The sequence below is a fragment of the Elstera sp. genome (assembly GCF_044372965.1).
Lineage (GTDB): Bacteria > Pseudomonadota > Alphaproteobacteria > Elsterales > Elsteraceae > Elstera.
Map to the genome: position 1 here is coordinate 1 of NZ_JBILQX010000109.1, position 11613 is coordinate 11613.

Annotated in this window: 12 protein-coding genes; 4 read left to right on the plus strand and 8 right to left on the minus strand. The window is 60.1% G+C overall.

Annotated features, from left to right (window positions below; translation table 11 throughout):
• From ACIQ36_RS13415 to ACIQ36_RS13430, 4 genes are all read left to right on the plus strand, one after another.
• On the plus strand, positions 1-813 hold an 813-nt coding region (locus ACIQ36_RS13415; RefSeq protein WP_395830080.1), incomplete at its 5' end, for an oligosaccharide flippase family protein.
• A gap of 56 nt (positions 814-869) precedes the next feature.
• Positions 870-2051: a hypothetical protein gene (locus ACIQ36_RS13420; RefSeq protein WP_395830082.1), complete on the plus strand. Its 1182-nt coding sequence runs from the start codon at positions 870-872 to the stop codon at positions 2049-2051.
• The gene (locus ACIQ36_RS13425; RefSeq protein WP_395830084.1) at positions 2048-3289 is read left to right on the plus strand and encodes a glycosyltransferase; all 1242 of its coding nucleotides are present in this window, start codon (positions 2048-2050) and stop codon (positions 3287-3289) included. The genes ACIQ36_RS13420 and ACIQ36_RS13425 overlap by 4 nt, the downstream gene beginning before the upstream one ends.
• A gap of 2 nt (positions 3290-3291) precedes the next feature.
• Entirely contained in the window at positions 3292-4140 is an 849-nt protein-coding gene (locus tag ACIQ36_RS13430) for an FkbM family methyltransferase (RefSeq protein ID WP_395830086.1), read from the plus strand.
• On the opposite strand, the gene ACIQ36_RS13435 is transcribed toward ACIQ36_RS13430, so the two are convergent.
• From ACIQ36_RS13435 to ACIQ36_RS13470, 8 genes are all read right to left on the minus strand, one after another.
• On the minus strand, positions 4130-4981 hold the full coding sequence (locus tag ACIQ36_RS13435) for a glycosyltransferase family 2 protein (protein ID WP_395830088.1): 852 nt from the start codon (positions 4979-4981) through the stop codon (positions 4130-4132). The genes ACIQ36_RS13430 and ACIQ36_RS13435 overlap by 11 nt on opposite strands.
• A complete protein-coding gene (locus tag ACIQ36_RS13440) occupies positions 4978-5706 on the minus strand; it encodes a nucleotidyltransferase family protein (RefSeq protein ID WP_395830090.1) in 729 nt (242 codons plus the stop codon). Before ACIQ36_RS13440 ends, ACIQ36_RS13435 begins: the two co-directional genes overlap by 4 nt.
• Positions 5699-6643, minus strand: coding sequence for an NAD-dependent epimerase/dehydratase family protein (locus ACIQ36_RS13445; RefSeq protein ID WP_395830092.1), 945 nt, complete (start codon positions 6641-6643; stop codon positions 5699-5701). The genes ACIQ36_RS13440 and ACIQ36_RS13445 overlap by 8 nt, the downstream gene beginning before the upstream one ends.
• A gap of 10 nt (positions 6644-6653) precedes the next feature.
• Positions 6654-7823, minus strand: a complete 1170-nt coding sequence (locus ACIQ36_RS13450; protein WP_395830094.1) for a DegT/DnrJ/EryC1/StrS family aminotransferase — start codon at positions 7821-7823, stop codon at positions 6654-6656.
• Positions 7824-8891, minus strand: coding sequence for an alpha-ketoacid dehydrogenase subunit beta (locus ACIQ36_RS13455; RefSeq protein WP_395830096.1), 1068 nt, complete (start codon positions 8889-8891; stop codon positions 7824-7826). It abuts the gene before it with no gap.
• On the minus strand, positions 8878-9840 hold the full coding sequence (locus ACIQ36_RS13460) for a thiamine pyrophosphate-dependent dehydrogenase E1 component subunit alpha (protein ID WP_395830098.1): 963 nt from the start codon (positions 9838-9840) through the stop codon (positions 8878-8880). Before ACIQ36_RS13460 ends, ACIQ36_RS13455 begins: the two co-directional genes overlap by 14 nt.
• Positions 9841-9879: 39 nt before the next feature.
• Positions 9880-10899 carry a kinase gene (locus ACIQ36_RS13465; RefSeq protein WP_395830100.1) on the minus strand — a complete coding sequence of 340 codons (1020 nt, stop codon included), beginning with the start codon at positions 10897-10899 and terminating at the stop codon, positions 9880-9882.
• Positions 10900-10942: 43 nt separating this feature from the next.
• Positions 10943-11613, minus strand: a 671-nt coding sequence (locus ACIQ36_RS13470) for a sugar transferase (RefSeq protein ID WP_395830102.1), incomplete at its 5' end; no start/stop codon positions are given.

Consider the following 11613-nt stretch of genomic DNA (forward strand, 5'->3'; position numbering starts at 1 on the left):
ACGCGCCAAATTACGGGGCTAACAATCGCCCTGCGGCTGGCGGCGGTCGGCGTTATGATCGTCGGGATCAGCGGCCCGGACGACGCTTGGATTTATTTCGCCGCGCAAGGGGCTGCTTGGTTAGGCATTCTCGGTGCGGGCTGGTGGATGGTGAAAAAACAGACCCGCGTGGAAAAAAAACACCTGAAGGGCGGCATAACGCTTATTCGCGACGGCCGACATATTTTTTACCTGTATCTGGGCAGTAGCTCGTTCGACTACCTCTTACCCCTGGTGCTCGGCGCGGTCGCCGACCCGGTCAGCGTTGGTCTTTTCGTCGGCGCCGAAAAGCTGGCCCGCGCCGCCGCTAGCCTTTTATCATCGTTTCGCAGCGCGCTGTTTCCCCAGATGAGCCGCTTGATGGCCGAGTCGGCGGAAAACGCCGCAGCCCTGTTCCGCTGGGCGCTCCTTCGGGTCGGCGGTCTCGCGGCAGTCGGCAGCATCGCTCTGTTCTTCTCCGCCGACTGGATCGCGCCGCTGCTGCTCGGCGAGGCGGCAGCGGCGGCGGGTCCCATTCTGAAAATACTCAGCCCCCTGCCCGTGCTGTTGACGATAAACAGCCTGATCGGCGTACAATGGCTGCTCCCGGCGGGGCGTACCGCCGCCTTGCGGAATATCTATCTTGGCGCGGGGGCGCTTCGCCTGATCCTGTGCGCGCTGCTGGCCCACGACTTCCAGGCCCCCGGTGCGGCCTTGGCCACCATCGCCGGAGAAGTATGCGTCTTGATAGCCTGTCTGCTATACCTTCGACAGCACCCTGTTCGGGGTGCCTGAGGCCGCTGCCTGGCGGCACGATAAACTGTTGCGGCTCACACTGGAGCATTAGATCTGTGCTACACGCCCTGGCTTGGTTTTGGATCGGATATTCGGACGGGCTTGTCTATTTACTGATAAGCTTAACTGAAATAACGGGATATATTGTTTATATCGCACCGGTTATTGCTGCTTATGTTTTGTATTTAGTTGTTTTCCGAAAAACCTACATATCATTTAGCATTTTTCTTAAGCAATTATTATTTTTTGGATTCTCTGCAATATTGCTATTTTTCCAATTCTTCACCGTTGGAGAAATTTATATTGCAGGTTATTCACAAATAATGGTAATGATTGCACTAATATTATTCATTGCCGATTTTTTTAAAACGAATGAGGCCGTCCTTAGACCTAAATTCGACCAGGCAATATTGACTATTCATTATGTTATCTGCGTTTATGCCCTTGCAGCGTGGTTTGTTCGGTGGGCGACAACCGTCGATATCAGCCTCTTTATCTCGGATATTGACAGCCTTACAGGCTTCGCCGCTAACCGCACGAGCGGCCTGCACCGTGAACCCTCGTGGGCAGGGTACGCCTTGGCGAGTTCCTATCTGGGGGTCTTGATCACTCGACCCCACCGCATGTTGGTGCCACAGATCCTCTATCTACTCGCGATTGCGGCCACGGGCGCGGGTGTGGGCTTGGTTCTGGCGAGTTTTTTCATCGCCCACCAAGTCTTGATCTCAAAGCGTGGTAACTTGTTGACACGGCTTGGATTTTTGGGAGGGCTAGCGCTCTTGCTGCTCTTTGTCTTCAGTGGCCGGATTAGCGATGTACTGAACCAGAGAGATCCGTCGAGCGAAATGCGCCTTGAATCTACCATTGTCGCGGCAGAGGTCATCACCGAAACCTTCCCGGTTGGGACCGGGTTCGGTAACTACCAAGATTATGCGGTTTTTGATCCGAATATTTGGAACAGACTCATTGACATATCTGAAGCCACTTACTACAAGTCCGATATTCTAATTTTAAATTTTATCGCAGAATTAGGTTTCTTTGGAATCTTACTATCACTTATATTTGTTTCAAACTTCACTAGCCGAAGCAACTTATTAGTATTCTTAGTCGTAATTGTCATGCTTCTAACCTCGGGTACGGTTATTCAGCCGACATATTTTGTTTTAGCCGCAATCATTGGCCTTGAGCGGGGGAGAGCCGCACGGCAGGCGATGATCGGACCGCGCACACCCCGATGACCCAGATATCTGACGCAATAGGGCCGCGTTACTTGTGGCTGACCCGCTTCTTTCCGTATCCGACCCACGCCGGCGACCGGATTTATTCCGCCCGGTTGATCGAGGCGCTCGCCGACCAAGATTGCCAGATCACCGTATTCGTCAACGAGGGGGGGGGCGATGCCGCTCTCCTCCCCGCCCTCCTCCCCAACGGTTCAGCGCGCAGGGTTGAGTGGATCACCTGCCCTCCCGGCAGTGGAAGCCGAATGGCGCGCTATCCTTTTTCCCGCTTGCCGCGCCACGCTTTACGCTTCTCGGCCCCCGGTCCGCGCCAGATACTGCGGTCTGTCTTGGCGCGGCAAAATTGGGATGCCGTGTTGATCGACTATGTCACCATGGGCTGGACCTTGCCGCTCCTGAAGGCAACACTTCGACGAACGGGGGATCGCCCCAGGCTGGTTTACGTCGCTCATAATCACGAAGCCAGCGTGCGCCAAATGGCCGCTCGGCACTCCCGCGCTGCCCTACCTTTGCGTCTGGCCCAGCGCATCGATGGGGGGCGGATTGCCGCTTTGGAGCGCCGCCTATTGGCCGAAGTCGATTGCGTCACCGTCAATACCGCCGCCGACCTCGCCCTCTTCGAAACGGACGCTCCCCAGCAGCGCTACCAGATCCTTGTGCCCGGCTACGATGGGCCGCAGTTGGCGGAGCGCACCTTAACCGCCGAAACGCCGCGCCGGGTGGTGGTGGTCGGCAGTTTCGATTGGATCGTCAAGCAACAGAACCTTATCGAATTTCTGGAGGCGGCAAGCCCCTTGGCCGATCATGGCATCGGTATCGACATTGTTGGAAGCGGTCCGACGGACCTGCTGGACAAATGGCGGCACCGCTTTCCCTACGCCACCATCCACGGGCGGGTGGCAGCGGTGGAACCCTATCTTCAAGGCGCGCGCATCAGCGTTGTGCCGGAACGGACCGGCGGTGGCTTCAAACACAAGGTTTTGAACGCTGTCTTCCAGCGTTCCCCGGTTTTCGGCATCGCCGGATCCATAACCCAAGTCCCGCTCGTGGAGGGGCAATCGGTGCGCCTCTTCGCCGATTTCCCCGCCCTGGTTCAAGGAATTATCCGGGATATTGATGCTCTGGATGGGTTGAACGCCCTTCAAAGCGCCGCATACGCGGCCTGCCAAGACCAGTTCGATTGGCGCGACCGGGGAAAAAGCCTGCGCGGGCTGCTCACGGGAAAACCAGGAGAATAGCCGTGCTGACAGCTACAATCATCAAAGCCACTCGGATGCTCGCCAAGCGCCTCCTGTTTGCAGTCCTCGGCGAAGGAGGCACCCGTCAGGCTCATGCCCATGGATTTTATCACGCCCTGTTGCGCCGGACGGGTCGCTTTGGGCTGAATGAGCCGGCAGCAACGCAAGAGCTTCTCGCCGCCCTCGCCGGGCAGGCGGGAACCCTTCTGGATGCTGGGGTGAATATTGGTCGCTATAGTTGGTTCATGGCCCGCCACCGCCGCGCGGGCGTACCGCTCTATGGGTTCGACCCCAATGCCGACGCCTCTGCGCTCGCCCGCCGAAACCTTGCGGGACTGCCGGATATTACCCTCCTCCCGATTGGTCTCGCCGCACGGGATAAAGAGGCGACCCTGGCGGTGCCCCAGGACGCGACCGGCAATCCCATCAGTGGGTTGGGTTTCATTCTCGGCGGCACCCCACCGCCGACCGGCAGCGTTACCCACGCGATTACCCTCAAATCCCTGGACGGGTTAATCTCGGACGGAACGGTGCGCCTTGCCCCGCCCGTGCTTCTAAAGATGGATATAGAAGGGTACGAGCCAGCGGCCCTCGCGGGAATGGCGGCGTTTCTGGCCCGCCACCGGCCCTGGATATTCTTTGAATGCGAGCCGCAGCATTTGAAGCGCGCGGGGTACGATTGGCCGGACCTGTTCACACCGCTCCACGCGCTGGGCTATCTCATTCTTGCCGACGCCGGGGGGCGGTTCATCTGCGTGCGCGAGCCCATCGACGGCACGGTGAACTATTTCGCCCTGATGCCCGAAACCATGCCGCCCCTGCCCAGCCTCGCACCGTTTCTCACCCGCTGATAGCCTTGCGGACCGCGCGAATGCGGGCATAGACCGCTGGGGAAACCCAGTGTCTAAGTCGCTCGTCAACCCCGTGAAAGGCGATTTTCACGAGCGCATAGGGCCAAACCCGGAGAGGGTTCGCGCCGAGTCCGCGTAAGGCACGCACCACTTCCAGCACGCACCTCGTCGCGTGCTGGCTGGAATTTCCACCCAAGGCGAAATTATAGCGGATGGTCGAATCGTGACGCCCGATAAACCCCGCCCGGTCAACCCGGAACAGCCATTCAAAGTCGGGCGCGACCTTGTAGGCGGGATTGAACAGACCGGCCCCCGCAAATACCCGCCGATGCGCCGTTAGGGTCGGATAATTCATCACGGGCGCACGGTAGGTGATCCGCTTGCGATAGCCGGGATCGCCTGGAATGGTGAAGAGAAACGCGCCATCCGTATGATAATCCATATCGCCAAAAACGAAATCCGCGTCACTCGCCGTTAGTGCCGCGACGGATTTCTCAACAAAATCATCGGGAAGCCAATCGTCGGCATACACGAAGCCGATAAATGTGCCTTGGGCGATGGCGACGCCCTTGTTCTGACCATCCGCATGGCCCTTGTCTGGTTCGGAGCACCAATGGCTGATGAGATGTTCGTAGCGGCGCAGGATGTCTACGGTCCCATCCGTCGATCCCGCATCGACAACAATATATTCGATGGCTGGATAGGTTTGCCGGGCGACGCTGCTTAAGGTTTGCTCGACCGTCGCGGCGGCATTGCGGACGATAGTAATCAGCGTATAGAGCGGCCTACCCGCTTCGGGAGGGGGCCGCCGACCGGGCCTGAAACCGAAGTGTTCCGTCATTCTTTTGTGCTTTTCCCGTTTACCGCCTGCCCGCCGGGAGCGAAATCGGCCTGGGCGCGCGCAAAATCCGCCGGGATACCGATATCGAGGAAATAGCCGTCGAACACCCGGCCTTCGAGCCGTCCTGCCGCCGCCAGCTTGGGAAAAAAATCGGCTTCCAAGGAGCACGGAAAGGAACTTAGGTGGGCCACCGCGTCCCGCCGAAGCCGATAGACGCCCCCGTTAATCAACCCTGGCCCTGCCCCCGGCGTGCGTGGCTGAAATCCTACAATACGCCCCTGATCAAGCTGCACGGTGCCATAGCGGTCCGCGACCGGCATTGCCCGTAAGGCCAGGCGACCATCAACTCCCGGCGGGAGCGGCGGCGCGGCGAAATCGGCAAGATCGATGGCAAAGAGGGAATCGCCGTTCAGCAGCAGGAACTCCGGGGCCAGATCGGGCAAGGCCAGATGCAATGCGCCGCCCGTCCCCGCCGGGTCCGCCTCCACCCGGCAGGTTACGGTGACACCCCGCCCCGCCCAGTCGGCCTGAAACGCTTCGAACTCCGGCGCAAGATAGCCGGTGAGCAACAGAAGCTCGCAAAACCCGTACCCCGCCAACCGCTCGACGAGGTGGGACAAAAACGGCCGCCCGGCGACCGGCAGCAGGGGCTTGGGTGTGTCCGCCGTCAAAGCCCCCAGCCGAGTTCCCCGACCACCGACGAGAAGAACGGCCTGATCAGACATTGCTGTAACGGCTATTGCGCAGCATCCGGTAGCCTTTGATCAGTTCGGCAATTCCGGCATCGAGACCATAGGCGGGCTGGAAGCCGGTGCCTTCGATGCGGGCGTTGGAGACGATATAATCACGCTTGTCGGGGTCTTCGCCGATGGGCGCTTCGAGAAAGGCGAAATCGGGAAGCTGCGCCTGGATGCGCTCGCATAACTCCCATTTCGACAGGTTGGCGTCCGACAGGCCAAGGTTATAGGGCCGGTCGCGCAGGGTCTCGAACTGCGCGATTCCGTGCAGGAAGGCGCGGGCCACGTCACGAATATGGATGAAGTTCCGCTTAAAGTGCGGCTCGAACAGAATAATCGCCCGGTCGTACAGCGCGCGATAAACGAAATCATTGACGAGCAGGTCGATCCGCATGCGCGGGGACATGCCGAAAACGGTCGCAAGGCGAAAGCTGAGGGCATTGCCCCGGTCGAGAACGGCGGCTTCCGCCGCGACCTTGCTGCGCCCATACAGCGACAGGGGTTTCAGCGGCGACTCTTCGGTGCAGAACTGCCCCTGCTCGCCAACGCCATAGCCCGAATTGGTAACAGGCATAAGCACCCGCTGCTGCGGCGATAGCATATCCAGCAGCGTGCGGACGGCATCGAAATTCGTGCTCTGGGCAGCGATACGGTCGGCATCGCACATCGGCGCGCCGACGAGCGCTGCCAAGGGAATGACGATATCCGCCTGGGCCACCAGCGGGCGCAGGATCGCTGCATCCCGCGCGTCGCCGCGCACCACGTCGAACGCCGGATCGGCGCAGACCGCCGCCAAGGAATTCTGCTTAAACAGGAAATTATCCAGCACCGTCACGCGGTGGCCTGCGGCCAGCAGGGCCGGAACCATGACCGCGCCCAGATACCCCGCGCCGCCCGTTAGGAGAATAGAGTAAGTCTCGGTCATCAAAACACCTTCAGCGGCAAACAGTATCGAGCACGTCGCGCAAACGTTCGATCTGCGGGGTCAGGTCGAAGGGATGATTGCCGACGAAAAAGCCGTAATCATGGGCCAGATTGGCATTCTCGATCCCACCAACGATGTCGTGATCAAAATATTGAATGACATCATGGCGCAGGAAGCAACCGCCGGTGATAATGCGATAGCCAATATCGGCCTCGGCCAGGGCCGCAAAGACTTTACGCCGGTCTAGCTTGGCAGCGGGATTGAGAATAATCGTGAAGCTAAAGCTGGAGCTTTTGCCGTTCTCACGCTGGATGATGAACCGCTCGTCCCCCGCAAAAAGCGACTGAAAGAGCGCGAGATTGCGGCGGCGCGCAGCAGTCATGGCGGGCAGTTTCTTCAACTGCTCCAAACCGACCGCCCCGGACATTTCCAAGGGGCGCACGTTATAGCCCGGCAGAATGAAGCGATAGGCTTCGAAATGATCCTCCGACCGGCGCTGATAGACGGGGCTATCGGTTGGCAAATCGCGCGTCCAGCCGTGGGCGCGCAACGACCGGCTGAGGTGCGCAAGCTCGGTATCATCCGTCAGCAGCATCCCGCCTTCCATCGTCGAGATGTGGTGCGAGAAGAAGAAGCTGAAACTATTGAGGTCGCCGAAGGTGCCGGTCTTGCGGCCCCCTAACTCGGCGTCCATCGACTCGCAATTGTCCTCGAAGACATAGAGGCCGTGGGCATCGGCGAAGGCCCGGATCACGTCGAGCGCCGCTGGATTACCGAGAATGGAAACCGGCAGAATGGCGCGGGTGCGCGGCGTCAGCGCGGCTTCCAGCTTCGAGACATCCATATTGAGCGTGTCCAGCTCAACATCGACGAAGCGCAGGCGTAGGCCATATTGCTGGAGGGGATGATAGGTCGTCGCCCAGGAAATTGCGGGGACGATCACCTCATCGCCCCGTTGCAAGGGCCGATCTTGCCGATAGCAGAGCGCCGCAATCCCCACCAGATTGGCGGAGGAGCCGGAATTGACCATCACCGCGTGCCGCATGCCGAAATACTCGGCAAACGCCTGCTCGAAGGCCGCAACCTGTGCGCCCATCGTAAAGCGCCCGGACGTAATCACCCGCTGGAGGGCATCGACTTCTTCTTGGCCCCAGCTCGGGGCGGCAAGTTCGTAAAACATCTAAAACGGCCCCTTGAAAACCTGCTGATAGGCAAGCTGCGCTTGTTCCCGGTCCGGCTCCCACGCCGGATCGCCGCCGACCATACGGTACGCGGCCTGGGCGATGCTCACTGGATTAGGATAAAAGGCCGCTTCCAGCGCGGGCGTGGTCGGGCAGGTCGTTGGTGCAAAGCCCAAGCGGCGTAAGGCCAGCGGCCCATCTCCCCCCAGATGCTCGCCAGCCTGGGCCACAATTTCGGCCCCCGCCCCCGCCGAGACCCACGCGTTATCGACCACCAGCAACCGCCGGGTACGGCGAACCGACGCCAGGATCGTTGCCATATCGAGCGGCACCAGGCTCACCGGATCGATCAGATCGACCGAGACACCAAGATCGCTGAGCAGGCTAGCCGCCCGCACGCATTCCATCGCCATATTGGAAATGCCGACGATGGTAATATCGTCGCCGCGCAGCATCTGCCGAGCTTGGCCGAAAGGAACCGTGTACGGCGCTTCCGGTACGAGGGCCTCGGTCGGGTACAGCAGACGGTGTTCCATGAAGATGACCGGATTATCGTCACGGATCGCGGCAATCAGGCACCCCTTGGCGTCGTAGGCGTTGGAGGGCGCAACGACTTTAAGGCCCGGCACATGCATGAACATCGCGTGCAGCCCCTGGGAATGCTGTGCGCCCTGCCCCCAGGATTTCCCGATCATCGAGCGCACCACCATCGGCACCTTCACCGACCCGCCGTACATGTAATGGGCTTTGGCCGCCATATTGACGAGCTGGTTCATGCAGAGCATGAGAAAATCCATGCGGATATGCACATGGATGGGGCGCATCCCCGCCATCGCCGCGCCGATGGCAACCCCCGTCATCGCGTCTTCCGACAGGGGGGTGGTGAAGCAGCGCTCCGCCCCAAACTCTTGCAGCAGGCCCTGGGTCGATCCTTGGATCGCCCGATGGTCATCGACATCGAGACCGAAGACGAAAACCTCGGGGTCGCGCCGCATCTCCTGCGCCACCGCCTCGCGCAGCGCGTCCACATAGCGCAGGCTGCGGGAATTGGGATTAGGCGAAGACATGATCGTAGAGTTCCTCAAGCGCGGGAAACGGGCTTTCTTCGGCATAGCGGACGGCCGCGTCGATCTCCACCGCGATTTCAGCGTCAATCGACTGTCGCGCCGCGTCGGGGAGCAGCGCGGCGAGACGCGCCACTTGATCCTTACGCTGCCAAGCCTCGAGATCGGTGCGGGCACGATAACCGGCGGCGTAATCCTCCGCCGGGCCGACGTGTTCACGCCAACGATAGGTATGGCACTCCAGAAAAGCGGGGCCCGCCCCGGCGCGGATACCATTGATCAACTCGGCAGCCGCAGCGCGGATTTCGAAGACATCGCCCGAGACGATACGGCGGGCAGGCATGCCGAAGGTCGCCACCCGCTCGGTCAGTTGATCCGCCGCCCAACGCCGCGTCAGGGGCTCGTGAATTGCGAGGAAATTATTCTCGCAGACGAACAAAATCGGCAGCTTGTGCAGGGCGGCGAAATTCAGCGTTTCGTAAACGCCGCCTTCCTCGCTGGCACCATCGCCGTAGAACACCGCCACCACCTGCCCGCGCCCCCGGCGTTTGAGCGCCAGGGAATAACCAGCCGCGACCGGCACATTCGAGCCGACCACGGCGGAGCACCCGAGAATCCCCTGCTCGAGCCCAACGAGATGCATGGAGCCGCCCTTGCCCCGCGCACACCCGCCGACCTTGCCGAACATCTCGGCCAGCATCGCGGGTAAATCGCCGCCCTTGGCGAGATAGGTCGCGTGGCCGCGATAGGTGCCAGAGACGATATCATCCGCCCGCAGCGTATCGCAAATGCCCACCGCAACCGCTTCTTGACCGATGGAGAGATGGATTGGGCTTTTAATCTTGTCGGTCGGGTAGATGTCCGCCACCCGTTCTTCGACGCGGCGAATCCGGGCAAGGCCCCGATAAAGCCGGGCTATCGTCTCCCGGTCGTTCACAGCCGCAGTGTCCATACCCATCCATCCTTCAATCCGCAGATTGGCCGCCCGTCATTACGGCAGAATTACGCTTCCCGCATCATCAATTCCCACGGCGACGCTGCGCAGCCGGGACAAGCGCGCCGCCAACGCCGCGCGCCGCGTAGGATCGATGAAAAAAACCATAAAGCCGCCGTTGCCCGCCCCGAGCAGTTTTCCGCCGCTGGCACCGCCTGCGATAGCTTCGGCATAGATCTCGTCGATAACGGAATTGGAGACCCCTTGCGCCAACTGCCGCTTCAGCATCCAAGAATGATGCAAGAGTTCGCCGAGGCGATGGGCGGGCAGATGCTCGTCGGTCAACCAGGCCGCGGCTTGATCCACCAGCGCCGCAATCCCATGCAACTGTGCCTCGCGCTGGTCGATATTTTCAATCTGCCGCCCGGCAATCTCCGAGGCGATGCGGAACATGCCGGTCGAAACCACCAGCAGCGACGCGCAAAGCTCTTCCCGGCGCCCGGCACTGAGCGATAGGGGCGTCACCTCGAAATCGCCCGAGGGATGAAAGCGGATATGATTGAGCCCCCCATAGGCGGCCCAAATCTGATCCTGGCTGCCCACATTCTCCCGGATCACCTGCTGCTCGATGCGAATCGCCTCTTGCGCCAACCACCGCCGGTCGGGGCGCTCGCCCGCTAAAGCCCGCACCGCATGCAGCAGCCCAACGACGAAAGAGGAGCTGGAGCCAAGGCCCGACCGCGCCGGCAGATCGGATTCATGCACCATCGCAAGGCCCGGTAGAACCCCCTCTTCCCCATAGATGGCACGGACCGCCGGGTGCTGAATGGCTGCAATCGTCTCGACCTGCTCCTGACGCGAATAGGTTATGTGATACCCGTTTGTGGCGTCCTGCATCGGCGTCAGGCGAATATAACAATATTTATCAATCGCCATACCCAGAACCGCGCCGCCGTGGCGTTGGCTCCAAAGCGGATAATCGGTGCCCCCTCCGAAGAGCGATATTCGAAAGGGCGTTCTCGTTACCACCATGCCGCAGCCTTTCTTCTCCCGCGTGTCGCCGGTTCCTTGGGGCACGCTGCCCTTCGAACAGGATGCGCAGAAAAAGCGCCGCCGCCCTTCATACGGCACCCTTTCTGGCGAAAACAACGGGAATTGTCTTCGCCAGGATGGCAATATCGTGCCACAAGGTCCAATTCTTAACATACCAAGTATCGAACATCACTCTTTGGGCATAAGACGTGTCGCTTCTACCGCTAACCTGCCAAAGGCCCGTGATTCCCGGACGGGTTTCCAAGTAAAACATCACGTCCCGCCCGTAGTAGGGTAATTCCTCTTCTGTCACGGGACGGGGGCCGACGAGGCTCATGTCGCCCCGAAGCACGTTGAGCAGTTGGGGAAGTTCATCAAGGCTGGTGGACCGCAAAAACCGCCCGATGGGCGTCACCCGTGGGTCATTGCGCAGCTTGAAATGCTCCTGCCACTCGGCCGCATCCTCGGGATGCTCCTGCAAATGCGTCTCCAAGACCTGCTGGGCGTTGGGCACCATCGTTCGGAACTTCAAGCAATCGAAAAGCCGCCCCCCCCGTCCGACCCGCCGGTGCCGGAACAAAATCGGGCCACCATCCCGCGCAATGAGCCAAGAAAACAGAATAAATATCGGCAAGAACAGCAGCATCATGAGGCTAGACATCAGAATATCAGAAACAAACTTCACTCGGCGGCGGATGGGTTGACCAAGGTTATTTTTTGCGACCAACATCATGAAATCTTGTCCAATAAAACTGAGCT

Coding starts and splice junctions, on each gene's coding strand:
- ACIQ36_RS13450 (WP_395830094.1), bottom strand. CDS start 7,823: ATGTTTTACGAACTTGCCGCCCCGAGCTGGGGCCAAGAAGAAGTCGAT.
- ACIQ36_RS13445 (WP_395830092.1), bottom strand. CDS start 6,643: ATGACCGAGACTTACTCTATTCTCCTAACGGGCGGCGCGGGGTATCTG.
- ACIQ36_RS13435 (WP_395830088.1), bottom strand. CDS start 4,981: ATGACGGAACACTTCGGTTTCAGGCCCGGTCGGCGGCCCCCTCCCGAA.
- ACIQ36_RS13460 (WP_395830098.1), bottom strand. CDS start 9,840: ATGGACACTGCGGCTGTGAACGACCGGGAGACGATAGCCCGGCTTTAT.
- ACIQ36_RS13455 (WP_395830096.1), bottom strand. CDS start 8,891: ATGTCTTCGCCTAATCCCAATTCCCGCAGCCTGCGCTATGTGGACGCG.
- ACIQ36_RS13425 (WP_395830084.1), top strand. CDS start 2,048: ATGACCCAGATATCTGACGCAATAGGGCCGCGTTACTTGTGGCTGACC.
- ACIQ36_RS13440 (WP_395830090.1), bottom strand. CDS start 5,706: ATGTCTGATCAGGCCGTTCTTCTCGTCGGTGGTCGGGGAACTCGGCTG.